Annotated in this window: 21 protein-coding genes; 3 read left to right on the forward strand and 18 right to left on the reverse strand. The window is 45.2% G+C overall.

Annotation, left to right across the window (positions count from 1 at the left end):
* From AB6D07_RS17315 to AB6D07_RS17340, 6 genes are all read right to left on the reverse strand, one after another.
* Positions 1-1,373: ATP-binding protein (locus tag AB6D07_RS17315; RefSeq protein WP_372140738.1), on the reverse strand; the 1,373-nt coding region annotated here is incomplete at its 3' end.
* Positions 1,374-1,434: 61 nt separating this feature from the next.
* Entirely contained in the window at positions 1,435-2,613 is a 1,179-nt protein-coding gene (locus tag AB6D07_RS17320; protein ID WP_017099479.1) for a DNA cytosine methyltransferase, read from the reverse strand.
* A gap of 218 nt (positions 2,614-2,831) precedes the next feature.
* Positions 2,832-4,007 (reverse strand): MalY/PatB family protein, encoded by a 1,176-nt coding sequence (locus tag AB6D07_RS17325; protein WP_029222785.1) that lies wholly within the window; start codon positions 4,005-4,007, stop codon positions 2,832-2,834.
* Positions 4,008-4,129: 122 nt separating this feature from the next.
* Positions 4,130-4,597, reverse strand: coding sequence for an OsmC family protein (locus AB6D07_RS17330; protein WP_017099480.1), 468 nt, complete (start codon positions 4,595-4,597; stop codon positions 4,130-4,132).
* A gap of 56 nt (positions 4,598-4,653) precedes the next feature.
* Entirely contained in the window at positions 4,654-5,046 is a 393-nt protein-coding gene (locus AB6D07_RS17335) for a GFA family protein (protein ID WP_029222786.1), read from the reverse strand.
* Positions 5,047-5,159: 113 nt separating this feature from the next.
* The gene (locus AB6D07_RS17340; RefSeq protein ID WP_017099481.1) at positions 5,160-6,089 is read right to left on the reverse strand and encodes a LysR family transcriptional regulator; all 930 of its coding nucleotides are present in this window, start codon (positions 6,087-6,089) and stop codon (positions 5,160-5,162) included.
* Positions 6,090-6,205: 116 nt separating this feature from the next.
* Between AB6D07_RS17340 and AB6D07_RS17345 the strand changes: the two genes are divergently transcribed.
* From AB6D07_RS17345 to AB6D07_RS17355, 3 genes are all read left to right on the forward strand, one after another.
* The gene (locus AB6D07_RS17345; protein ID WP_017099482.1) at positions 6,206-6,889 is read left to right on the forward strand and encodes an SDR family oxidoreductase; all 684 of its coding nucleotides are present in this window, start codon (positions 6,206-6,208) and stop codon (positions 6,887-6,889) included.
* Between the two features lie 99 nt (positions 6,890-6,988).
* Positions 6,989-8,197 (forward strand): MFS transporter, encoded by a 1,209-nt coding sequence (locus AB6D07_RS17350; protein WP_017099483.1) that lies wholly within the window; start codon positions 6,989-6,991, stop codon positions 8,195-8,197.
* A 52-nt stretch (positions 8,198-8,249) separates the two neighbouring features.
* Positions 8,250-9,338, forward strand: coding sequence for an alkene reductase (locus tag AB6D07_RS17355; RefSeq protein WP_017102206.1), 1,089 nt, complete (start codon positions 8,250-8,252; stop codon positions 9,336-9,338).
* A gap of 296 nt (positions 9,339-9,634) precedes the next feature.
* Here AB6D07_RS17355 and rlmJ read toward each other — a convergent pair whose 3' ends face one another.
* The 12 genes from rlmJ to AB6D07_RS17415 form a co-directional block, all read right to left on the reverse strand.
* A complete protein-coding gene (gene rlmJ, locus AB6D07_RS17360) occupies positions 9,635-10,501 on the reverse strand; it encodes a 23S rRNA (adenine(2030)-N(6))-methyltransferase RlmJ (protein WP_012601255.1) in 867 nt (288 codons plus the stop codon).
* Between the two features lie 232 nt (positions 10,502-10,733).
* Positions 10,734-11,672, reverse strand: a complete 939-nt coding sequence (gene secF, locus AB6D07_RS17365) for a protein translocase subunit SecF (RefSeq protein ID WP_017102207.1) — start codon at positions 11,670-11,672, stop codon at positions 10,734-10,736.
* A gap of 2 nt (positions 11,673-11,674) precedes the next feature.
* Positions 11,675-13,474 carry a protein translocase subunit SecD gene (gene secD / locus AB6D07_RS17370; RefSeq protein WP_017084986.1) on the reverse strand — a complete coding sequence of 600 codons (1,800 nt, stop codon included), beginning with the start codon at positions 13,472-13,474 and terminating at the stop codon, positions 11,675-11,677.
* Positions 13,475-13,747: 273 nt separating this feature from the next.
* Positions 13,748-14,230 (reverse strand): hypothetical protein, encoded by a 483-nt coding sequence (locus AB6D07_RS17375; RefSeq protein WP_032500567.1) that lies wholly within the window; start codon positions 14,228-14,230, stop codon positions 13,748-13,750.
* A gap of 262 nt (positions 14,231-14,492) precedes the next feature.
* Complete coding sequence (locus AB6D07_RS17380) at positions 14,493-17,291, reverse strand: insulinase family protein (RefSeq protein WP_017102209.1); 2,799 nt, start codon at positions 17,289-17,291, stop codon at positions 14,493-14,495.
* 281 nt (positions 17,292-17,572) lie between these two features.
* A complete protein-coding gene (locus AB6D07_RS17385; RefSeq protein ID WP_017102210.1) occupies positions 17,573-20,335 on the reverse strand; it encodes a pitrilysin family protein in 2,763 nt (920 codons plus the stop codon).
* Positions 20,336-20,584: 249 nt separating this feature from the next.
* Positions 20,585-21,409: a LytTR family DNA-binding domain-containing protein gene (locus AB6D07_RS17390; protein WP_017102211.1), complete on the reverse strand. Its 825-nt coding sequence runs from the start codon at positions 21,407-21,409 to the stop codon at positions 20,585-20,587.
* A gap of 72 nt (positions 21,410-21,481) precedes the next feature.
* On the reverse strand, positions 21,482-22,516 hold the full coding sequence (locus AB6D07_RS17395; protein WP_017102212.1) for a sensor histidine kinase: 1,035 nt from the start codon (positions 22,514-22,516) through the stop codon (positions 21,482-21,484).
* Positions 22,516-23,808 (reverse strand): hypothetical protein, encoded by a 1,293-nt coding sequence (locus AB6D07_RS17400; RefSeq protein WP_029222787.1) that lies wholly within the window; start codon positions 23,806-23,808, stop codon positions 22,516-22,518. The genes AB6D07_RS17395 and AB6D07_RS17400 overlap by 1 nt, the downstream gene beginning before the upstream one ends.
* 9 nt (positions 23,809-23,817) lie before the next feature.
* Positions 23,818-24,618, reverse strand: a complete 801-nt coding sequence (locus AB6D07_RS17405; RefSeq protein ID WP_017102214.1) for an outer membrane lipoprotein-sorting protein — start codon at positions 24,616-24,618, stop codon at positions 23,818-23,820.
* Positions 24,611-25,909 carry an FtsX-like permease family protein gene (locus AB6D07_RS17410; RefSeq protein WP_017102215.1) on the reverse strand — a complete coding sequence of 433 codons (1,299 nt, stop codon included), beginning with the start codon at positions 25,907-25,909 and terminating at the stop codon, positions 24,611-24,613. Before AB6D07_RS17410 ends, AB6D07_RS17405 begins: the two co-directional genes overlap by 8 nt.
* Entirely contained in the window at positions 25,897-26,595 is a 699-nt protein-coding gene (locus AB6D07_RS17415; protein ID WP_017102216.1) for an ABC transporter ATP-binding protein, read from the reverse strand. Before AB6D07_RS17415 ends, AB6D07_RS17410 begins: the two co-directional genes overlap by 13 nt.
* Positions 26,596-26,653: the final 58 nt, after the last annotated feature.

The following is a 26,653-nucleotide window of genomic DNA, read 5'->3' on the forward strand; positions in this document are numbered from 1 at the left end:
AGAAATACGCGAAACGGGGTTGTTCTATCTTTAAATTTAATTACGCAACAAAGCCTAGCACCAAACATCAAACGATGCGAGAAAAATGCGTGTGCAGCTCTCTTAGAACGTTTCTCTTCAAACCTTAAAAAATCAAATTCTTGCTTGCCGTAAGGCAGTACGCGAACCCCATCTTTGTACAAATAAAGGCCACCGTACATTCTAAGCTTCGTTTGAAGCTCTATATACCGGTCACTGGACACCATGCTGTCTGATGGTGTTCCTTGAAGATAAGTGAACTTAATTTTGAATGGACCACACCGAGTCTTTGCACCAAAACTTTTATTCCAGTTTATGATGTGCTTTTGAGGTTCTCCCTTATAAACGGTGACCTTACCTTTAAACTGTCCATATTCATCAAACTCACCTTCAACTATATGGTCACCATCGGCAGCATCTTTTTTAGTAAAGAACCCTTCTTCAATTAGTTCTTGAGCTTCGGCAGTACCTTGATGTAACCGGAATTTTGTTTTTAACCTTTCTTTTTTTTCCGTATCAAATGTATTAGAAAAACCAACCAAGATCTTTTGTAGATCGGTCGTACCATTTACATCGGTTTTAACATCGAGTGCCAATGTTTCATCATTAGGCATGATAATGAAATGAGTGCCTTTACCGATACCATCTAGCTGAGGGGCTGAATCTGACGTTCTTAGCTCTTTTGGAACTTTCTCCCAGTCGTCCTGAGTTTTGTTTTGTACATTTTTAAATAAGACTTCTGGTGAAAAAGAAAGTAGTTCGGCATCAGCAATAATAAGGTCTAGGTAGTCGGAAGGAATAGCATCACCTAAGCTCTTAAGGTGTGAAATCAGTTCTTTCGCCATTGATTTCAAGTCTGTCGCTGCTGGCAGCTTACCTTCGGGAAAAGTTCGCGTAGGGATAACGATGTCTGAAATACCGATATCAGGGATTTCAAATTGGCTCCAATGGATTAATGCTACGACCATATCGTGCATTCCATCTGCTCGCTCAGCACGGCTTAATGCAACAACTTGTCGTCCAATGGAAGCGATAGCGAGTCGACCAATGCCTTTTTCACCCATTAAAGGGCGGGGAGCCATTCCATCTGGGATATAAACCGACTTGCGATTTGCCCCAAGTTTGCTAGAAGTGCCAATTGTCAGCCACTTTTTAACAAAATCTTCTTCGGTCATCCCAACGCCGTTGTCACGGAGAGTAACTAGGTTCTGATCTTGGAAGTAGTCAATTTCTGCATTACTGGCGTAGGCATCGTGCGCATTTTTGAATAGTTCATGTATCGCTGTTGGGATACCCGCTATTTGCTGTCGACCAAGCATGTCTACAGCTCTAGCGCTTACATTCATTTGAGCCATATATAACCAAATCTCAGTATGTTAGATATAAAAAAAGTGCCTAACATTGTAGGCACTTTTTTTATATCAATCTACTGCATATATCTGCAATGAGAGTTTGACCAAGTAAAGGTGGGACAGCATTCCCAATTTGACGAGCCTGCTCGGTCGAACTCCCATAAAAATCAAACCAATCAGGGAATGACTGTAAACGTGCGGCATGACGAAGTGTCATGCCATGGTCTTCCCACGGGTGAACAAATCGCCCTTTAGATGGGTTATTACAACCTGTAGTAATGGTGTTGCTCGGTATATGAATAAAAATTCTGCCATATACATCTTTGTGACCTTTGTAGCCATTAGAATGACACTTTAACCGGTGTTGCTCGCCAGCATCTTCACGGCTACCGTTTAATGGTGTGTCAGCAAAGCGTATTTTCATCATGTCACTTGGCTTCATGTGAACATTACAAGGGTCACTTTTTTTAAAAGGCTTTCCGTAAGGAAGAGAGTTTAAAAGTTTGAAAACTTCTTCCTTATCGCGCTTGTCCTTCTTACTAAAAAAGTCATCCCAGTAATTTTGATATAGATGGTGTGGGATTCTTTCAAATACTGAGGACGCAGCTACCCACTTAGGCTGATTTCCTGAAGTAGGTGCGAAATGAGTAGCCGCAGGTGGGAACACCATTCCTTCAGCATCTAAGTCTTTTCGAATTCCGAATATAAATACACGTTTACGGTTTTGGGGGATGCCATAATCTTTTGCATTTACGATATTGCAAAATTTAATTACGTAACCTGCTGTTTCGGCTAACGCTAGAAACTTATCTAAAAAAGGCTTATGACGTTTCCATAAAAGCCCAGACACATTTTCTACTAAGAATGCTTTAGGGTTAAATTCATTAACGAATTCAAAATAACGTAATAACAATTGATTGCGAGGGTCGTTCACGCCAGCATTATTAATGCGGTGCGTTGAAAAGCCTTGGCATGGCGGACCACCTAAAATAAGGTCTAGTTCGCCTCGTTCTAAGTGAAGGCTTTGACGAAGTTCTTTGGGATCGACATTGTTTATATCGCCCTTTTCTTCACCAGCACGAAGATCAATATTGAGCTCTTTGCCTTTTATGAAATTTTCGGCATAAGTTTTTGCAGCTGCCTTATCAAATTCTATAGCTGCAAGTACATCTACCCCTGCTTCAATAGCAGAAAGTGAAAATCCACCGGCACCAGCAAATAAGTCAATAGCTTTAGCTGTCATCAAAAATACTCAAATAAAATTAGCTGGCATATTCTACCGTTTTACCAAAAAATTGCTATCGGTTCTGATGCGTCCGCATACATTTCAAGCCCAGCAACCACAATGCTTACTACAAGTCTAATTGTAGCTTGTGTCTGCTCGATACAGACACAAAACTACCAGTCATGCACCAGTTAATCCTTTGAGGCACCGCTCTCGTATAAAAGTTAGCGCTAATCTCACTCAACACCAGCAATCGAGTTTGCCAATGTGAAAAACGACTTTTCAATATTGTCACGCGAAGTGGCGATGTTCATTCGCATAAAATTAGGACTTTCAGCACCAAACCAACCACCTGGGGTTAGTCCCATTTTAGCCTGCTCAAAGACCACGTTTTTTAGCTCTTCTTCCGAAAAGCCTAACTCTGAGAAATCAAACCACACTTGGTAAGTCCCTTGTGGCTGGAAGACTTTCAATTGAGGAATTCGCAGCTCAGCAAACTCAGTGATCCACTTAACCGTGTCTTGCAGATACATCAACATGCCGTCTAGCCACTCTTCACCTTTTTCAAAGGCTGCAACCGTCGCAAAGGTCGTCAAGGCATTGCCATGGTCAAGATACATCGCTGCTACGTTGGCTTTGAACGCTTCAAATAGTTCATCATTGTTCGTGTACACATAGCCGTTTGAGATGCTGTGCATACCAAAGGTTTTTGCCGGAGAACCAATCAAGGTGATGACCTTGTCGTAATCAAAGCTGGTTAAGCTCGTGAAAGCGTGACCTTCAAAGATAATGTCTGAATGAATTTCATCACTGATGATCAACACATCATGACGCTTGGCGATCTCGATAACTTGTTCGATTTCTTGCTGCGTCCACACGCGGCCAGTTGGGTTGTGTGGATTACAGAAAATCATCGTCTTCACTTTGTGTTCGATGATCTGCTGCTCCATACCGTCGAAATCAATGCGGTAACCTTGCTCATCATTGATAAGTGGACTCTTCACGACCTGACGATTTGCTTTATTCACCAAGTTAGAAAACTGGTGATACGCCGGCGTATGGATAAGCACACCATCACCTTCATTGGTGAATTGGCGCAGTAACAATGCAATGCCAGAAAGTACACCCGGCACCTGGACAAACTTGTCCGCAGAAAGGTTCAAACCATGACGCTTTGAGTACCACTGTGAAAGGGCTTCAAACACCGCTTGCTCATGAAACTCATAAGAGTACACACCGCGCTCAACCAAACGATTCAGCTCTTGAGTGATCGGTTCTGCTACCTGAAAATCCATATCGGCAACCCAATATGGGAATACATCAGTGGTGTTATAAATGTTCTGTAGCATCTGCGGTTTGCTTTTGATAAACGCATTCTCACCGTAGTTAGATGTACTCTTAAACGCTGTCATGAAGGAGCCCTCAAATAGGTTGTTCGGTCTTTTTTGCTATCCACTGGATTGCATGAATACCCTTAAGACGATGGCATAGTCAAAAAGACGAAGCTTTTAGAAAATAATCTGAAAAGTACAAACTAATTTCGTGTTTCTACCTTTATCTCAGTCTTGACCGAATTAGCGATGAAGCAGTTTTTATGCGCCAAATGATGCAGTTTGTCGAGTTGTTTGGCGGTTGGTATCTTAGACCCGGAGAACACAATGTCAGGTCGCAGAGTCACCTTAGTGACCGATGAGCGGCCTGATTCATCTTCCTCAAGCACACCAACTGCATCATCCACATAAGAGTCGATCACGTACTTCTGCTTCGCGGCAATGCCCAAAAACGTCAGCATATGGCAGCTAGACAGTGCCGCAATAAAGGCTTCTTCTGGATCAACGTTGGCCTCAACTGAAAACGGCAGTGGCACAACATGAGGTGACGACGAGGCAGGCACAGTGACACCGCCATCGAACTCCCACATATGCCCTCGGCTGTATTGGTTATCACTAAAGGCTTCATCGTCACCACGAGCCCAACGAATCACCGCACTATATTCAGACATAATCCCTTCCTCTATCCATTAGTTATCAAATAATTGGTTCTCAAACGACGAGTTATTTAGCGATCAGCAGGGTGATTGACACCATCATTAGTCACCACATCACCAATATCAAAAGGGTTCACCCCTTCCAAACAACCGATGTTAAATCCATATTCATTGGGGTTTGAACGGCGTTGATGATGGGTATAGATACCGCAGTTTGAACAGAAGTAATGTTTCGCGGTGTTGGTATTGAATTGATAAAGCTTAAGATGCTCAGCGCCTTTCAAAATCTTAATACCATCCAGCGCAACAGACCCCACAATCGCCCCTCTACGACGACAGATAGAGCAATCACAACGGCGCGGCTTTTCTATTCCGTTAGGTAAGCTGAGCTCTAATTCGACCGCACCGCAGTGGCAGGTTGCCTTATGAAAAGGTTGGATAACCGTGTTACCGACTACTTTCATTTCTCTCTCCAATCACGTCCTTGTATTGCACGCATCATAACCAGTTCAATGAACTCTGTCCTTAAGCTGACGTTGAGTTAGAGAGCTCTGTCATGCGAGGATTCACGGCTAATCTAACTAGAATTTTTAACCAAATCGCCAAACCGCTCAAACAGAAAATCCAAAAACAGCCGAATACGTTTCGGCTGATATTTCTTGCTGATATACACCACATTCAAGTCGGCACTCGATACTGACGTCGAGGTGTTGAAGTTCTTCATGTAGCCATTAAGTAGCGTCACAAGGCGTTGGTTATTGATGTCATCTTGCACATCGAGTACCGACTTCAACGCAATCCCTTCTCCTTGCAATGCCCAGTACCGAATCACTTCGCCATCGTCTGAAAATCGCTTCGGCACAACCGTCACCGACTTCTTCATATCATTGTCTTGGAAGTGCCATGTCTTGAGCTCTTCATTGCTACGCAGCATAGCCAAACAGTCGTGCTGGACCAAATCTTGTGGTGTTAACGGCGTTCCATGCTTGGCAAGATATTCTGGTGAAGCACACAGCACTCGTCGGCTTGGTGATAAGCGTCTTGAGATCAAGCTACTGTCGACCAATTCCCCATAACGGATCACGATGTCCATGCCTGATTCAGCGATATTCGATAGGTGATCGTTCAAATACAGGTAGGGAATAACGTCTGGATACTGCTGACAAAATTCCGACAAAATAGGAAGGATGTACTGCTTTCCGATGTCTTTAGGTGCTGCAATCTTTAGTGGGCCTTTAACCTCTTTGACGCCATTTTGAATCAGGTTTTCAGCCTCGCTAACGTTATCCAATATCTCCAGACACGCCTTGTGATACAGCTCCCCAGAGTCAGTTAAAGACACATGTCTTGTGCTTCGGTTCAGCAGCTTCACACCATAACGCTCTTCCAACGCCTGAAGCCTTGCTGTCATGGTCGCAGGAGACAGCCCTAACTCTCGCCCCGCCGCTGCTAACCCGTGATGCTTAACAATGCTCACGAACATCGCCATATCTGAAAACTTGTCCATTCACCTCTCCTACTATTCAGTTAATCCGAATAATTATTTTATATTTTAGCCAATTATCAAATTTAGTCGAATAAATATAATGACAACCATCAGCAGAACACGCAGGAATTCAGAACATGAACAACGAACTTACAAACCAAGAAAAGCACACATTCGTCATCATTGGTGGAACATCAGGTATCGGCAAAGCATTAGCAATGCAATTGAGAAACGAAAACAACACGATACATATTGCCAGCCGACACACAGGCGTTGATATCACCGATGAGAAATCGGTTTGTGAATACTTCGAATCGATCGGTGCATTTGATCACTTGGTGATAACCGCGGGGTCATACGCTCCCGCAGGAAAAGTGACAGACGTTGCTATCGCAGACGCAAAAGCAGCATTTGATACCAAATTTTGGGGCAGCCTGAACGTAGCCAAGCACGCCGCGCGTTACATGAAACCCAACGGTTCTATCACTCTCACGACGGGTATGTTGTCACGCAAAGTGGTAGCTGGCACTTACGTAAAAACCGCCATCAACGCTGCACTTGAAAGCGTAACTAAGGTGCTTGCCAAAGAGCTATCACCGATTCGAGTCAACGCCGTCAGCCCCGGCCTTACCATGACTGAAGCCTACAAAAATATGGATGACTCAGCTCGTTCAACTATGTACGACAACGCGAAAAACAGCCTACCAGCAGGCAAAGTCGGAGAGGCAAAAGATATCGCAATGGGCTATCTATTCGCGATTAACAACCCATACGTAACGGGGTCAATCATCGACATCGATGGCGGTGCTCTACTCGGCTAACACTCCGCAAAGAAGCAAAGAAGCAAAGAAGCAAAGAACAATCGTTAGGGCGTGTATGTAAACGTCCTAACAAACAAGAATTAACACAGGTACTTCACTATGAAACCAGAAGCGATCAATATAGAAAAGATCCCATTCCAAGTTTGGATACTGACACTCGCAGCTTTTGCCATCGGCACCGCTGAGTTTGTTATTGCAGGCATCCTTCCACAAATTGCCACATCCCTTTCGATCACCGAAGGTCAAGCCGGCTACCTAATCAGTGCTTACGCATTGGCTATCGTTATTGGTGGCCCGATCTTAACCATCTACCTCGCACGTTTTAACAAAAAGATGGTACTGATTGGCTTAATGGCACTGTTCATCATCGGCAATATCTTGTCAGCCTTAGCTCCTAGTTACCCACTTCTACTTGCAAGCCGCGTTATCGCAGGCTTAGTGCAAGGTCCTTTCTATGGCATAGGTGCCGTTGTCGCGACCAATTTAGTGTCTGAGAAAATGGCAGGTCGTGCTGTTGGTCAGATGTTCGCTGGCTTAACGCTCGCTAACGTTCTTGGGGTTCCCGCAGGTACTTGGGTGAGCTTGCAATTCGGTTGGCACACAACTTTCTTTACCGTGGCAGCACTTGGCACCATCGCCATGATTTCAATCTTAACGTCAATAAAATCTTCAGGTCACAGCGAAGCGAAAGACATCAAAACTCAGCTGTTGGCATTCAAAAATCCAATGCTTCTCATCAGCTTGGCGATCACCGCTTTTGCTTGGTCTGGCTTCATGACGCTTTACGGCTACCTTGCGCCTATCGCCATGCACATCACGGGTTACGGTCAAGAATCAGTAACTTGGATCTTAGTGATTGTGGGTGTCGGATTAATCATCGGCAACACCTTGGGCGGACGCTCTTCTGACAAAGATTTAGGCAAGGCATCGATGTTTTGGGCTATCGCGATGATCGTTTCATTGGTAGTGGTTGGCCTTGTTGTAGACAACAAAATCCTATTCGTTGCAGCTGCATTTGTCTTTGGTATTGCATCATTTGCGAACGTTCCTGCTATGCAGCTTCGAGTAATGAACCACGGTGGCGAAGGCCAAGAGCTAGCAGCAACCGCGAATATCTCAGCGTTTAACTTGGCCAATGCCTTCGGTGGCTTCCTAGGCGGCATGGTACTCGACAGCCAACTAGGCGCAGGAATGATTCCATTCGCAGCCGTTGTTGTCCCAGTGATTGGTTTGTTGCTTATTGCAAAAGCCAACCGAGCTGAAAGGCCACAAAACGACTCTATCTTCAGCCCTGCGGAATCGAAATAGTGACCACCGCACGCTAAATCAATCAATACATGACCGATACAAGGTAAATACCATGAGCAAATTATTCGAAACAGCAGAACTCAAAGATCTAGAACTACAAAACCGTGTGGTTATGGCGCCCATGACGCGCGCTCGTACAAGCCAGCCTGGAAACGTGCCAAATGAAATGATGGCGACTTACTACCAACAACGAGCAAGTGCAGGACTCATCATCACTGAAGCGACACAAATCTCAGATGACTCTCAAGGGTACTCATTCACACCCGGCGTTTACACAAGCGAACAAGTGGAAGGTTGGCAAGGTGTCACCTCTGCCGCTAAAGAACAAGGCGCAGCGATATTCTGCCAACTATGGCATGTGGGGCGCGTGTCTCATCCAACCTTCCAAAAAGGTGAACTACCAATCGCGCCTTCGGCACTGGCTCCGGTAGAAACTCAGGTTTGGATCTCTGACGAGAATGGAAACGGCAACATGGTGGATTGCATTCAACCAAGAGAAATGACCCAAGCCGATATTGATCGTGTGGTTCAAGATTTTGCTAAGTCAGCGAAGAAAGCGGTCGAGGCAGGGTTCAATGGCGTGGAAATCCACGGTGGTAATGGCTACCTTATCGATCAATTCCTAAGAACTAATTCGAACAAGCGCACCGACAACTATGGCGGCAGCCGCGAGAACCGACTTCGCTTTCTAATCGAAGTAGTGGATGCAGTCATTGATGCGATTGGTGCCGATAAAGTGGGCGTTCGTTTAGCTCCGTTCATCACCTTCAAAGACATGAACTGCCCAGACATCGTGCCAACGATTCTAGAGGCATCAAAGGCGCTGCAAGCACGTGATATCGCTTACTTGCATCTATCAGAAGCCGATTGGGATGATGCGCCTGTGATACCTGAAAGCTTCCGTGTCGAACTAAGAGAGTTGTTCTCTAACCCCATCATCGTCGCTGGCAGTTACACACCAGAACGCGCCGAAGAAGTGTTAAGCAAAGGCTACGCCGACCTCGTCGCATTTGGTCGCCCATTCGTTGCGAATCCAGACCTCGTTTCACGCCTACAAAACGGCAATGAACTATCCGATCTTGATGGCGCCACTCTGTTCGGCGGCAACGAAAAAGGCTATATCGATTACCCTGCGTTGTAGTGGATTTTGAAGTGCTAACAATGCCTTAAGTTTTCTTTCAGGCAAAAGAAAGGCTCGCGTGACTAGTGCGAGCCTTATGCAGTTTAGGGGGTAAACCACAATCTGATATTAATTTGGGTAATTATTTAACTTATGAGCCAGTATGCACCTGTGCGCATTGATGTACTATTTTTATATGATTCATCGCGATAAATCAATCGATAAAAGTTAGAGTTTGGTCAATTTAAACCATACAGATTGAAATGATTTAGCGATCTACATCTCGAAAATCATCATAAAACCCATAAAAATCAGATCTATAGGCTTCTCATTTGCCAATAGCCTTCACCATTGGTCGAGAGTTGGCAGTGTAAATAATCAAGCGTATCTGCGACTATTCCTGAAATGCCTTGTGGTGGATTGAATAACAACAAACCACTGCCGATTAGGCGATCATCCCCTTTCGGGTCTCGAAGGCGAAGCTCCGACTTAATTGGACTTGGCAGCAAACCATCTTTCACTGCAGTAACACAGTGATTCAGAATCAGTGAGCTCTTGTCATCCGTGTAAAGCGGGTACCAAATCAGTGCAGATACCTTTTCTGATTGTTGATACGCTTTAACCAAGGCATCAATCACTGCGAGATATTCAGAATCGGTTTCATAGGGAGGATCGATAACAATCAGGTGATGATTATCGTGTTTTGCTACATCATCAGGCAGCGCTTTGAGCCCATCACCTGCAGTAATAGTGAGCTTGCTTGAAACATCAAGGTCACGTTGTAACGTCTCAATATTAGTTTGCAGTAAATCAGCTTCATCTTGCTGAATGTCTGAAAAATAGAAACTATCTTGGCTGCGGCCTTGTTGGTAAGTGATGGCTGCTGAGCCCGGATAGAGAGAGATAAGTTGATTCGGATTGTAGTATTCCAGCACCGACATAAAAGAAGCGAATGCTGGAGGAAGATAAGCTTTGTTTCGCCACAAGTACCCGACCCCTTCAGCGAACTCACCCGCGTGATTGCTTGGCGCTGTGGTGAGGTCATAACACCCTGTGCCTGAATGCGTGTCGATAACATTGAGGCGAGAGTGTTGCTGCATTAATGATTGAACCAGTGCACTCAATACTGGATGCTTGAGTGCATCACCGTGGTCGCCTACATGACATTGATGTCGATATTCCATTACCTTGCCTCATTTCTACTGACGTCATATAAACATACTTCATATAATGAGGGCTTGCCTGCTCAATCCATTGTTTTTTGAAATAGCCTCTCTTTTAACTAACTGACTGACTCTTATAAAAAATAAAGCCCTTCGTCTTGCTACAAACGAAAGGCTTTGCTGAACTCACTCGTTAGTCAATGAGGACTAAGGCTGAGCGCTATCTAATTAGAAAACTTAAGCAATCAGGAAACTAAGGATACTCACCCTCAACTTCGATTACTGGTTTCACCTGATAGTGACAAGGCTGCAATCCAAGTAATTTAGGTAGGGTGATGCCTACTGAAATGGAGGACCACGTACCGCTGACAATACCCACAACGAGTGCAATAGCGAAACCTTGCAGTGCCGCGCCACCCAGTAGCCAAAGCGCAGAGACGGTAATTAGAGTTGTTCCTGAAGTCACCATGGTGCGTGAGAAGGTCGCTTTAACTGATTCGTTAAGCAGGTTGTCAGTATCACCGTTTGGATTGCCGCGCAGCATTTCACGAACACGGTCAGCAATGATGATCGAGTCATTCAATGAGTAACCCAAAATCGCCAACACGGCCGCTAATACAGTCAGGTTGAACTCAAACTGAGTAAAGGCGAACAAACCTAAAATAAGCGTCACGTCGTAAATGATTGCAGCAAGAGCACCAAGTGCCAAACGCCATTCAAAACGTACACTCAGGTACAGCATAATCATTAGGAAACACACCAATACCGCCAAGCCACCTTGGTCAACCATGTCTTGACCCACTTGAGGGCCAACCACGCTGCTGTTAAGCACTTTTACTTGGTCGCTCACAGAAGACAAAGCATCAACTAAGTTTGGCTGTGGAGCGTCTGTCAGTTGGCTGTAACGAATTGTCCAGCGATCCTGTTCTGCCATACCAACCACTTGAACGTCTTGTTGAAAAGCAGTGTCGAGCTTGGTTTTTAACGCATCTTTGGTTACTTGATCAGAGAGTTGAACCTCGGCAACCACACCGCCAGTAAAGTCCAAACCCCAGTTAAAACCTTTCACTGCCACCAGCATCACAGAGCTCATGAACAGCACAATAGAAATCACAGACATCACCTTACGAAGGCGAGTCATGTTTTTATCTGAAATATAGCGGTCTGAAATAGTCATTTTTGAAGTACTCATGCTTAAATCCTTACATCGTGGCGTTGGTCACGCCCCCAAACCAAATTGATGATCGCTCGTGAAGCAAAAATGCCTGTGAACATACTGGTTAGAAGACCTAAGCCCAGTGTCAGAGCGAAGCCCTGAATCGGTCCATTACCAATGGTATATAGAGCCACAGCAACGATCATGGTGGTGACGTTAGCATCGAAAATTGACGAGAATGCGCTATCGAAACCACGGTCGATAGAGCTAGCAAAGCTGCGCCCTTCTTTCATCTTGTCTCGAATACGCTCGAAGATAAGCACATTGGTATCTACCGCCATACCGACGGTCAGTACTAAACCCGCAATACCCGGCAGAGTTAATACCGCACCCGGTAGCAGCGCAATCAAACCAAACAATGTGGTCATGTTAACCACCAATGCGCAGTTCGCGACCCAACCAAGACGGCGGTACCATAGCGCCATAAACGTTAGCGTAAGGCCAAGGCCAAGTGCCAAAGCAGCAAAGCCGTTAGTTACGTTTTCAGCACCCAAAGATGGGCCAATAGTACGTTCTTCAATGATGGTCACTGGCGCAGTCAATGACCCCGCACGCAGCAGTAACGCAAGCTCTTGCGCATCAGCCAAGCTGCCAGCGCCTGTGATTCTGAAGCGGCTACCCAGTTGAGATTGGATGTTTGCCACACTAATCACTTCGCTGTCTTGCTTGCTGTTGCCCGCTCTATCACGGCTGTATTCGCTGTACACCGTTGCCATTGGCTTACCGATGTTATGACGTGAGAACTCGGACATTTTCTTACCACCAGAAGAATCCAGCGTAATGTTGACTTCTGCACTGCCCATCTCACCAATGCCACTGCGAGCATCAATAATGTGTTCGCCACTCAACACAGCCTTGCGGTCGACTACCACACGGTTGCCGTCTGAATCTTTCAGGGTTTGAGTACTGCGAGTGGCATTGTCGTACACCGAATAGAACGCCAAAGATGCCGTTGCACCAATCACGTCTTTCGCAGCTGCAGGGTCTTGTACACCCGGCAGTTCAATACGAATACGGCTTTCACCTTGACGTTGAATCGATGCTTCCGTGATGCCTAATTCTTCAATACGGCTGCGCATGATTTGCAGGTTTTGTTGAACCGTAAGGTTGCGTAGCGTTCTTTGTTCTTCTTCAGACTGAGTTAACGTTAGCGACTTGTCTGAGCGGTTACGTAGCCATTGTGGGAACTCTTGACGAATCAGCTTCTGGGCTTTTTCGAAATCGGCGTCGGTACGGAAATCAAACTGAACTTGGTTGTTCACCACTTTACCGCGGGCATAACGCACTTCGCTCGTGATCTCGTCGACCATCGCTTGAGCTTGCGCGTGATAAACCGGCTCCATATCCACTTCTAATAAGAACTGCACACCACCACGTAAATCAAGGCCTAGCTGAATCGGCGCGAAGCCCATGTCAGTCAACCATTTTGGTGCTGCTGGCTCCATCGCTAGCGCAACGGTCGCGTTATCCAATAGGCGCTCATTCAGCACCTCTTTGGCTTTCGCTTGTTGCTCAGCATCTTCCAAGATCACGACTAAACGTTGGTCTTTTTGAAATGCAGATTTGGCTTGGATGCCTTCGCTCGCAAGGTATTGAGTAATTTGAGTCGCATCGATTGTCTGCTCAGAGCGATTGCTGATTTGAACCGATGCATTCTCGCCATACCAAGAAGGTAAAGCACTCAGAACCATGATGATAATGGTGGCGATAAGCACCGCGTATTTCCACTTTGAATAGTGGTTGATTTGTTTTCTTGGAATGCGTTTTTTCACAGTCAAGATCTCTTCTTTTTACCAATCACCGTAAATACGAGCTCAAAAATAGCACCGGAAAAAAGCAGTGATCGAGCGTTTTAACCAGCTAGGATGGCCAGTTATTTACTGCGATTGGTATAACTAATGTTTTGCGAACACGAACGACAACTAGTCACAACCAAAACAAGCTGATTGAGTAACAGTGAGGCTAATAATTGTGTGTCGCTATATTGGGTTAATTGGCGAGTTCAACGAGCGCGAGGCGACCATCGATACGACCAATTTAAGGTCAAACGATTAGCTAAGAAGTTCTCGAAAATGCGAGTATTGAATGTTGCCCTCTTTCCACCCAGAAAGCCGGGAGGACGGAGAACTCACAATGCTGGTCCAATGCAGCTTGGAATCCAACAACGGCGTATTGAAGAGCAGAGAAGCCAGTATTGAAGGGGGAGAGAAGTCGATCAGTAGATGATAAGCAGGCTCAAGATCGGCCACGCTTTCTTGCTCGTTGCTGAGCATACGTCTGAAGTTTGCAGCCTGGAGGCTCGACTCGGTGTCATGATAGTTGGAACTGTCATCTAATGACGTGGTGCCAAACGGAGCCTTATCGCACTCTAAATAGGCCGACGGATTATCCGTAGTGGCTTGTTTACACTGTTTTATCGAGGAAGATTGTTCATTCTGCGAAGATTGCTCTTGAGCCGACTGAATTTGGAATGGCTTAGAAGGAAACGAATAGCCGTTAGAGTTCACTAAGCCAAAGCTCAGTAAAAACAACATTAAGACTAATCGGGTACCTAGTTTAAGCAATTAACAATAATCCTGAATAGTAAACACTGCGACAATATATAACAGCTATGAAAGTTACAATTGATTTAGAAACACAACCGAACACATTTGACACTACGCTGACAATTGCTGACCTCCTAGCGCTGTATTCACGCATACAAAGTCGTCAAAAAACAAAAAGCCAAGCAATGAATGCTTGGCTTTAATGGGGTATTTGTCGAAGCACTTTTGGCTATCGTTTTCACGCTCTACTTTAGGCTTTAGGACGCATGATGTTCTTAACCTTACGGCTGTTCTCACCAAAAATACGCTGTATTAGATCATTCATATCTTCAGTGGATATCGATCTCGCCACGCGCTCAACTTGAGACAAGGCTTCGATATCGTAACCATGAAGTAGATAACGAGACACATACCACGCTTGGTCAATAGAGCTCATCTCGAGAGGCGTGAAGTCAGCTTCAAACTGTTTCACAACCGCGTGCATTTCCTCTTCAGAAACGCCTTGTAGAAGGTCTGCAATCACTTTATCAATCGCCACTTCCACTTTATCAACATTCTCTGGCGCTATCATCGCACCGACAACCCACTCGTTACTCAACTCACTGTCTGCTGACGCTGAGAATGTATAAGGCGAGTAATCTAAGCTCAAATCTTCACGAATATAGGTATCTAAGCGAGTCGCTAACAAACGTTCCAGTATGCTTTCCATGAAGATATCTTTTGACGTAACAACTTTTTCAACCGTGGTTACAGTACTAGGTTCAGCAATGACTCTTAAGACGTACTCCGCGCTATTCACGTTGTTGATGGCTAAATCAATGCGTGGTTCTGATGGTTGCTTGTAAGCCACCTTAAAGTCAGGGACTAGAGCTTTTTCTAATGGAATAGAAGCCAAATATTGCTGAACCAAAGGCTTCAATACGCTTGGATCAATATCACCAACGATCACCAATTGGTTATGCCTCATTTGACCAAACAGTTGCTGATGAATGTGGCTGATATCTTCCACAGAAACCACTTCAACACGGTCTTTATTAACAAAGAGGTGACGGCTTTCTTGACGATAAATATTTTGGTTTATTGCACGTTCAAACTGGCCAACAGGGCTGCTCAAGAACGATTCTTGACCTTGTACAAACTCCTGCTTCACAGCTTCTAGCTGCTCGGGACTTATTTTAGGCGCGGTTATGAAAGTATAAAGCGCAGCAAACGTATCTTTTAGCCCATCTTTTTTGATATTAAATTCAACACCATGACGAGTATTGCCTATAAAAGAATCGGCTTGAATATTTTCACGGTCAAGGTACGCTTGAAGTTCAGAACCGGTCAAATCACCCACACCACTTCGAGCAAAAGTAGGCAATGCAACCTCAACCGCTGGGTATAAGCTTGGCTCCAAAGCAGCCTTTCCCCCCAAACTCATGTACATCACGCCAACATCATCATTCGCCAGTGAGTCACGTAAGTACCACATATCAATGCCATTACTTAACGTCCATTTTTGAATGTATGGGTCGACAGATACTTGTTCAACCAACACAACATCGCCTTGCGAACTCGGTACCGCAAAAGCACTGCCCGCCGCAGCAACCAACGGCGCGGTGCCCGTTTCTCTATTAGTACCTATTTCGCTATAAGTAGCTTTCAAGCTATCTAACGAGTTATTGATTGCGGCTCTATTTTCAGCCTTATTCATGCCAATGATCATGAAATAATCACCAGAAAGTATGCTTTTTATGTTGTCATTAATCACTTCAAGACTGACGTTGGAAATGAAAGTTTCCATACTTGCCTGAAAATCTTTCTGTGATTGAACGATTCGCCCCGTCACTAAGGCACTTGCCTTATTGTTCGCGTGATCGACACCGTCCTCTTTATCCCAATCATGCTCAATATTATCGAGCAAGTTTTGGTAGTAGTGCTGTTCACCGACGATCTCCGCTTGCGACACACCGTAATCCCGCAATGATGCCAACGTCGAGAGCATCTTTTGCTGAGTCACTTCACGACTTCCAACAGGGAATCCAATACTGGTTGATGAGTAAAGCAGAGCACCCATTTCAAGACTGTCTGACGCTATCCATTGAGTCGGCAAAGCCGCATCATTAAATACCGCCTCAAGTCGTTGCTGAATCAATAACTGGGAGGTTTCATCCAACCAACGTTGGTGCTGTTGATCGTGAGTTTCAATGATGTTTGAACCTCGGTTAAACGTCAGTGAAATACTTGGGGCTTCTCTCTTCGTATACTCAACATAGTCACCTTCGTTGAAAGTGGTGACTGTCTGTTTCACTGGTTTAGGCGTTTCACCACGCTGCCAACTAGAAAACTTCGCTTCAATTAATGGGATCACGGTTTCGATATCCACATCACCTGAAACAACAAGCTCTACGATTTGTGGTTGATACCAAGTCTGGTAAAAGTTGTTTAGGGTTTGAGAAGTGGCATTTACAACCGATTCTTTAGTTCCCAATGCGTCTTGAGATTGATACGGTCCACCTTCAATAAAGTGGTCATAAAACACTTCAGGGAATGACTTATCATCAAGGCGAGCCATACGAAACTCCCCAAGAACCACACCTTTTTCTTTTTCAACTTCTGAACTGGCGAGATCCAATCCATCACCGATGTCTCGCATCCACGTTAGGGCAGACTGTAATTGGACGTTATCGGGTAAATCTAGCTGATATACCGTCTCTTCATAAGAGGTGTAGGCATTAATATCAGCCCCAAAACTAGCACCTGCATCTTCAAATAGGCGAATCACATCGTTTTGCGAGAAGTTCTTACTGCCATTAAATGCCATGTGTTCGACAAAATGCGCATAACCTTCTTGTTGACGAGTTTCTTGAATAGAGCCTGCATGTACGACTAAGCGAACAGAAACTGGCGCTTCATGATCAGGATAAACATGGTAGGTAAAGCCATTCTCTAGTTGGCCTGAAGTCCAAGCCGGGTCCGGTTGGATGAAGGTGTCAGTCGTTTTTGATGTTGAACTACAGCCAACCAGGGTAAGGCATACTGCCGTCGCTAAATAATATGTTTTCATAACAACCTCTTAATGTCATTCATCGACAATATACAGCTTGAGTTAATGATTATTATTTAATACCGAACTGAATGAGTATCTTTGTGATCTGGATCTTTATTTTATAAATCATACTCAGTTATATAAGGCGCGAATTGCGATCATTTAAAAGTCAGTAACGAGTTTAAAGACTAACCCTAACCCAAATAAAAAAGCCAAATGACTTAGCATTTGGCTTAGATTCGACATCATATATTCAGGGTGAAAGCGACTTTTCTGAAAAGTCACTTTACTCAATCAGCTTAACTTTGTGGCCTTAACAAGTTCTTCAACTGGTAGCTGTTATCTCCAAAAATTTCTTTAGCATACTCAGTCATATCTTTACTAGAAATTGAATCTGTCGTTCCTTGTAAGTCAAACAGTGCCTCAACACCATAGTCATGAATTAAGTAACGTGAAATAAACCAAGCTTGTTGAGTAGGCTTATATTGAAGTGGCGTGAGGTCAGCCACTAGCTGTTTAGCTGCCGTTCGAGTCTCTTCTTCAGAGATCCCTTTGACAGCTTCAGCAATAATTTTATCGATCGCCTGTTCAACCTGATCTAAGTTTTCAGGGGCTGTTAAGGAGCCCACCAACCAGTCGTAACTTGGCTCACTGTCTTGAGCGACCGAATACACGTAAGGTGCATAATCCAAGCCTAACTCTTCACGAACATAAGCAGTTAGGCGACTCGACAATACGCGCTGCAGCATATCATCCATAAACACATCTTTTGCTGTTTTATCCCGAGCTTGCTGGGAAATTACACGCAACAAGTACTGACTGCTGTCTTCATTGTTGATCGATACATCTATTCGCTCTTCTGAATCCGTTTTATAAGCCACCTCATAATTAGGAGATTCAATCGCTTCTAGTGGCAATGAAGCAACATATTGGCGTACGAGGGGCTTAATTTCAGATGGCTTAATATCAGCAACGATGACAAGCGTATTGTCTCTTAACTTCTGAAAGAGTTGATGCTGTATATCAAGTATATCTTGAGGTGTAACAGCTTCAACATCTTCACTTTCCAACATGATATGACGACTACTATCTTGATAGCTGTTGCGATTCACCATCTGGGTAAACTGTCCCAATGGGGTTTCTAGGTAGGCAGTACGACCTTGCGTGAATTCAGACTTCACTGCCTCAAGCTGATCGCTGTCGATTTTAGGTTCGGTCACAATGGTATACAGTGCAGCCAAGCCTTCTGCGAGCGTCTTCTTCTTAGTGTTTATTTCCAACCCGTGATGAGTGAAGTTAATGAAGGGGTAAATTTGGATGTCTTTACGTTTCAAATGGGAATTTAATTCCGAGCCACTGAATTTACCAACGCCACTGCGATTCGAAGCTGGAATGGCCACCTCTAGCGCAGGAAATAAAGAAGGATCTAGGGCTGACTTACCACCTTCACTGGCATAATAAACGCCAACATTATTACCCACCTCAGGGTTTCGTAAATACCAAACCTCGATACCATTGCTCAATGTCCATTGCTGTAAGTTAGGATCCTCACTCACCTGAATTTGTTTCACAATGTCGCCTTGAGATTCTGGCACGCTAAACGCAGAACTTGCGGTAACGAGCAGTGGTTTGTTACCCGTCTTTTTATAGGCTTTTCTGACATCTTTTAGCTCATTCTCCATGGCTTGAAGATCTTCCTTAGAAGATAAACCTAACCCCAAAATGTAAGGGCTAGAAAGCAAATCATCTAAGTTATCATTCACGGCCTCGAGATCCGTATTCGCAAGAAACGTTTTCAAACTCGACTTATAATCAAGCTGTGATTGAACGGGTTGGTTAATCACCAATGCTGTCGATTTACCATCAGCATGAGCCACAGCATCCATTTGATCCCAGTTTAGTTGAATATCGTCAAGGTTCGCTTGGTATTGCTGAAGCACACTCGCCAACTCATATTCACTTACGCCATAATCACGCAAAGAGGCGAGAGTAGAAACAAACTGCTGCTGACTTTGCTCTCGGCTACCAACAGGAAAACTGACCGTAGTAATCGAATACCTTTGGTACTCTAATAAGTAGGGTGTTGAAAAAACCCACTGCACAGGTAACGCAGCGTCAACAAAGTCAGAATTCAACCTTTGTTGGATAAGTTGTTGAGCAATATCATCTAACCAAAGCTGATGTTGTTGCTCATGGCTCTGTGTCACTCTTTCCCCACGATCAATGACTATCCCGATGCTCGGTGGCTCGACAGCAGATCCATACGCCACAAAATCTTGAGTATTGTAATCCACTGACGTGTTCTTCACGGGAACCGGTGTTGTGCCTCTTTGCCAATCAGAGAAAGTGTCTTCAATCAAAGGGATCACTTCTGCCAGTGTGATATCACCAGAGACAATCACTTCGGTTAACTGAGGTTGATACCAGGTTTGGTAATAGTTCTTTAATTCTTGAACATTCGCTTTAGAAACGGATTCTTTATTGCCAATAGGATCGTTACTTTGGTAAGTCGTCCCTTCAACCAGATGATCGTAGAACTTAAACGAGAGAGGTTTATCTTCAACTCGCGTGTATCGAAACTCTCCAAGTATCACACCTTTCTCTTTTTCGATTTCAGCTTCGGACAGCAATAAACCATCGCCAATGTCTCTAAACCAAGCCAGCGCTTTATCTAAATTCTTATTGTCAGGTAGATCTAATTTATAGAGGGTTTCTTGGTAAGAGGTGTAAGCATTTAAGTCTGCACCAAAACTGGCACCAGATTGCTCAAATAGCTCAACCACCTCATTTCCTGAAAAGTTCTTGCTGCCATTGAACGCCATATGCTCAACAAAGTGGGCGTACCCTTTCTGTTGTTCGCTCTCTTGCAAAGATCCGGCATGCACTAGTAAGCGTACCGAGACCGGTTGTTCTTGGTCAGGGTAGACATGGTAGGTTAATCCGTTATCTAACTCTCCTTTGACCCAGTATGGATCGGATTTCAATAACGTTTGTTGTTGAGGAGTAGAGCTGCAACCTAGCAATGTGGAGCTCAATACGACGACTAAATAGTATGCTTTCATAACGATCTCTTTGAAGGGCTTTCCTCCAATATATCCGATCGCAATAGCATAATAATTTTATATAAATTCAGTCATTTAAATTTTGAGAGACAATCTAAACATGCATGAAACTGTCAACTTTATAAATTACACAAGCTGATAGTCATAGGTTGTAGATCGGGGTATCAGGTCCTCTTAAATTCGCTTCATCTCCAAGCTTATGATTCGATTCCTTTAAACTAATTTATTGGATTCCTTTAAACAAGTTTCTCACATCCCTTTAAAAAGAGCTTGGGAAGCACGGCTGATCGGTAACTTTTCTCCAGAAACATACGCCGACATCTGACCTGAGAGCCCTTTCTTTACCTTATCAATGGCCGACACTTTCACCACCACCGAACGATGGATCTGCCAGAACTCATCCGGGTTAAGCTGGGCGATCAGCTCTTTTAGAGACACGCGAAGAATAAACTCCTCTAGAGAGCCGCCTTGGCTTTTTTTGAATATCGAGACGTACTTGTCTTCCGCTTTGAAGTAAGCCACATCATCGACAGCGATTAAGTGAATGTCTTCTCCGACACTGGCTTTAAGCCATGTTAGATATTGAACTTGCTGTGATGTTGATTGAGATAATAGCTGAAGCTGACTCATTAACGCCGTAATATCGGGCTGTTCTGGCGTAATACCTGATTGTGTTTGATTGCTCGACAGACGCGCTTGCACCTTCTGACATGTCGCTAGTAAACGCTCTTCATTGATAGGCTTAAGCAGGTAATCCATCGCATTGTGCTCAAAAGCTTTGACCGCGTATTCGTCATAAGCCGTGATAAACACAATCAATGGCGGTGAAGCTAGCTTCTTGAGTTGTTTCACCAGCGAGATGCCATCTAGCTCAGGCATACGAATATCGAGAAAAGCCACGTCGGGCTTAAGCTGCTGAATACTCTGCATCGCCTCCAAACCATTTTGTGCCTTGCTGACGATCTCTAGCTCCGGCCAAACCTCAGCCAAACTCTTGTCTAGGTGGTGCCTTAACAGTGCTTCATCGTCTGCGATAATCGCCGTTACGATCGGCTGTACTGCTGGGTTGTTCATGGTTAGTCCTTTAAATTCACACTGTAAATCGTCTATTTTTCGTCACTGTTCTGTGCTTTCTGGTCTGTAATTCTAGGCGGCTGCATCAGTCAACGGTAACAAGATCGTTGAGACTACCCCACCTTCAGCGTGTTCAGTAATCGTTAGGCTCGCCTTATCACCATACAGGGTTTCGATTCTTTGACGAATATTGCTTAACCCAACACCGTGACCCGTATTCGCAGAAGGCGTTTTCAACCCAGCGCCATTATCAGCCACTTCAATTTTTAGCTGCTGGGATTGTTGAGTAATACGAATATTCACTTGGCCACCAGCGGCTTTGGGTTCAATACCGTGTGTGAGTGCATTCTCGACCAAAGGTTGAATCAAGAACGGTGGAATCACCTGCAATTCACTAATCTCGTGTGTTTCAATCGAGAACGTTAAGCGCTCCCCCAAGCGTATCTTTTGGATATTAAGATAAGCGTCTAACAAGTCGACCTCTTGTGCGATGGTCGATTGCTCGTTGCGGCTGTTTTTCAAAGTCACACGCAATAAGTCAGTCAGTTTTTCGAGCATCAACTTGGCTTTCGCGCTGTCACTCTCAATCAACACATTGATGGTCGCAAGTGTGTTGAACAAGAAGTGCGGTTCAATTTGGCTCTGTAGTTGTTTAAGCTGACTGAGCACCACCACCTTTTCTTGATCGGCCTGACGACGCTTGGCCACTTCCAATTCGTTATCGGCACGTAACTGCTGCTCTCGGGTATAGAAATAGTAATAGCAAACCGAACAGAAGATCACACCGAGCAACACCACAGATTTAAGATCCGAGATATTGGCCCCGAAATATCCGTTCAACCAATAGTGCGCGTTCAAGGTACCAAAGGTCATCGCGAACACCATTGAGATTCCCACTTCAAGCGTTCGTGATGTTCTCTTAAACAATTTCACCAAGATGAAAGAAGAACCCACGGCGCTGTAACCAAAGCCAAAACTGATTGCCAGGTTAACCGTTAATCCGCCGCCCCAAATCGTATGGGTTGTAATCGCAATAAGAACACAAAATAACGTGGTGAACGCGAAACTCTTAATCCATGAAAATCGACTGTTTGAAGAAGTGTCCATTAAAATCGTCCTTTGATATTTAAGAGAATCATATGACTATCGGGTAAGCTGGCGTAAGCAGAATCACTTTTGCCGCCTAGAAAGCGTGCAGCAAGTTCCAAATCCAACGATGAATTACCATTATCTAGAGCCTGATAATTGAGCCACTGAGTCGCAATAAAACCGCCATCTTGTGGAGATAACATCACGTCGAATGTTGGCGTGATATCTTCAAGCCAGCCATGTGTCGAATCCAGAGACCAATGAAACATGATGTTGTGCTGAACCAAATTGGCGTGTTGATAACCTTGAGCATAAGACCCTGCTAGTGATGCTGTCATCGGATTAACAGACAAAAACTCTGCACTTTCTATTGCACTTTGCCATTCAGAATTGCTCCAAGCGCGGCTATCAAACCAATATTCCAAGACCACATTGTGACCCGTGCCATTGGCCCATGTTAGTCCTGCTAACGCTTGATAAGCCTCGCCCTGCTCTTCGAGATAAACCTGTTTAAGCATTGAATTAGGCTGACTGTAGCCAAGGCTTTGTCGTTGATAGACAACAGAGCCATGAAACTCCCAAGCGAGATTGAGCACGGACACTAAACTCGCCCCAAGCAAGCCGTGGCGTACATCGTCATAATAAGCGACCCATTGATACTCGTGATCACCTACAAGATTGTAACGACGTACCCCAAATCCTTGTTGCTGGTTCTGCTTTTCGAATTCATTTACATCTTGAGAAGTCCGTGACGAATCACTGTAAAGCAGTGTCCATTCTCCTGTCATATCGAACAGTGACGCCGAGGCAACACCTGCGCCCTCTTCTGCGACAATGCCCACTGGATTTTGTCGATAAGGCTTGATGATGTCTAACGGTCGATAACCATAACCCACGCCCCAATCAAGGCGAACCTTGCCAAGCGTGACATCGAGGTAATGGTCGCCGATTAATGAATTCGACAGCTCGACACCACCTTGCCAGAACAACTCACGCACAATAAATTCCGATTCAAAGCTCGTCTCTTGTTCTTGAGGGCCGTTGCTCACAATATCATTGGCTTTGACTGCGAACAGGCCAAGCCAATTGCCGTAACCAACCTCTAGATCCAGCAAGCCATTTAAAGACTGACGATTATCAGATGGTAAGGGGCTAAATGGCGACTCACGCGATTCAATCGCTTCTGCACTGAGTTGCCAATCCCACGCCAAGCTCAGATCGTCCGCTTGAATCGGGTGACTCACACAAGACAAGGCAAGCAAAGTAGCGATTGAAGACTTAATGTGGAATCGGCGATTGGAAGCTTTCATGACGCTCACCTACAGCCCAGACACGCTGTTACGCGATAAGTAAGCAGGGTTGTAATACTTGTCTTCCAAGCTTTGCTCAATCACTTCGCGATACTCAATCACGGTTTTCTTGCTTGGTTGAATCTTATCGAGCAAGGTCATCGACATCACTGTGGGTAATCCATCACGCACACCTTCAGTAAACCACGCTTGCTTGGCTAGCTTTCCTGAACGCAGATACAGATCCGCTTTAACTGGAAACGCTCGGTCTGCTGTTAACCACAGATCAATCGACTGATAGCTGGCACCCTTAGTTTTCGCCGATAGCTTTAAGTGATGGGTATCGAGTTTCTCGCCAGTCGGCATCTCTACCTGTTGTTCGTCAACCCACTCACCTTGGTAATCTTCGCTCCAAGTGAGCGTCGAGATGTCCCCTACCGAGGCTTCGCCCAATAGCTTTTGCATTGGGGTGATACGAATTGGTCGGCGAGATTTCGGCATCAACAGCCAATAGTTGTCTTCAATCATCAGCATCTTTTGACCCGCCTCGACAGCTGATTTAAAGACCACTAACGACTCCCGATTTGGTCTTGTGTAGACATTGTATTCACGGGTCTTGTCGAGTTGCTCGTCTTGATACAACGCCACCAAAGACACTACCTTAGAGGCTTGTGCGCTGTTCAACCGGTAACTATCAGCCTTGGCGATCATCTCTGTGACTTGTTGTGAATCGACTGCCCAGCTTGGTGTCGATGCTAGAAGCGAAGCCAAAACAGAGCCCAACGCGAAAGCCAAAACCAAGGTATTGAATGAACGAGTTAATTTACACATAAACCAGCGCCTCCGTGATTGGCTTATTCACACCTTTTCGAGCAGAGAAATAAGCAGCCAGCAAACATATCGTCAGCACACCTAAAGTGGCGTAACCAACTAATTCCAGTGAGAAGTAAATGTTGAGTGGGTAGCCCTCGGTTCGACCCGGAGGTGGTGGCATCTGTATATCAACCACCAGCAGTAACACCGACACTAAACCACTCACTAACGCGCCGATCGCGCTGCCAATCACAGCCAGTAATCCCGCCTCTTTTAAGAAGCCCACGACGATTTCAGAGGGGTAACTGCCAAGTGCCGACAAGGTTCCAATTTCACGAGTGCGCTCGGTCACCGACATGGTCATAGTGTTAAACAGCGACACGAACACCACCAACGCCATCACAGCGCCCATGATGCCGAAGATCCGGTCGTAAAGATCTTTAACCTTGGTGTAGAAAAACGCGCGATCTTGCCATGGAGTGATCTCGATCTCTGTGCCTTGATCGCTTTGGCTCGCGCTATTTCGATCTAAAGTCGCTTGAATGCGTTGTTGAACGGTCGAGGTCTTACTGGTTTCAAATAGGAACACCGACAAGGTACTGACTTTATCTGAGGCCAAAAGCTCTTGAGCGGTGGTGATATGAACATACAGCTGACGCTTATCCAGCTCAGGCACCCCTGTCGAGTAGATGCCCTGCACCTTAAAATCAAAGGCATTCAAAGCGCCATCACTAGTAGTCGCAAGCAGTGTAACCCAATCACCAACGGCAACTTTGAGGTTACGAGCAAGGTCAGTTCCCAGCATGACTTGTGGCTCTTGACTGTCGTATCTTGGGGATTTCACATCCGACAGGGTTTGCCCGCTGCGCACATCAAGGAATGGTCCTTTCATGTCGAACTCACGCTCATTAACGCCCGTTCCCATAAAGATGGTCGACTTACTGCCGTTAGAAACCAAGCCGCTGAAGTAGACTCGTGGTTGAACGCCACGCACATCACTGTCACCAATAATGCTCTTGGTGAGCGCTTGAACATTATCGAGACCATTGCTCAGCGGCATGTCTTCATCTTGCTCAAAATAACCCGGTGTGCTCAAAGTAAGATGACCAGTATCGCGCGCGGTCGATTCCCTTAAGGATTCGTAGGTGTAAAGCCCATAGCCACCCGCACTGGTGAGTGCAAATACGGCAATCGCGATGATCAACACCGACAACAAACTACGGCGACCATTTCTTAATAGATTAAGCCACGCTAAGCGAACCGACGTAGGAACCAGAACAGTGCTCAACCCTTGTGTTAGCTTGCCCATGAGATCGCCTCCGTTGCTGTAGTTTGCGGAGCCAGTTGGCCATCGATTAACTCAATCACTCGGTCACAACGCTGCGCCATTCTTGGGTCGTGCGTTGCGACGATAAAAGTCGTGCCCATTTCGTGGCCGAGCTCTTTCATGATATCGATCACAAGGTTGGCGGTGTGGCTGTCTAAGCTAGCGGTCGGCTCATCGGCAATCACCAAGCTTGGGTTATGGATCAGCGCTCTGGCTATCGCGACACGTTGTTGCTGGCCACCTGAAAGGTTGTCTGGACGGTGATGAACGTAATCTCCTAGCCCAACACGCTCTAACATCTCTTGAGCTCTGGTCTGCTGTTCTTGTTTTGAGCATTGGTTCAACATCAATGGGTAAGCGACGTTTTCTAGCGCGGTCATCACAGGAACCAAATTGAAGCGCTGAAATACAAAACCCAACGACTGACGACGAAAACGTGCAGCGGCGATTTTCTCTGTCGGATATGGTTGGCCATCAATATTTATCTCGCCTCGGTAGTCCATATCCAACAATCCAAGAATATTCAAAAGTGTGCTTTTCCCTGACCCAGACGGCCCACACAGCGCCACCATTTCACCGCGTTGGATGTGTCCATCGACCCCGTTTAATGCATCAACACGTTGACCGCCCGTGACATACGCCTTGCCGATACCTTTAAATTCAATCATTTCGTTGTCCTCTTATTACCAATCCATTCTCAAGCTCTCGCAAGCCGAAATTGAGCTT

Source organism: Vibrio sp. 10N.239.312.C11, assembly GCF_041466065.1.
Classification (GTDB): Bacteria; Pseudomonadota; Gammaproteobacteria; order Enterobacterales; family Vibrionaceae; genus Vibrio; species Vibrio tasmaniensis_A.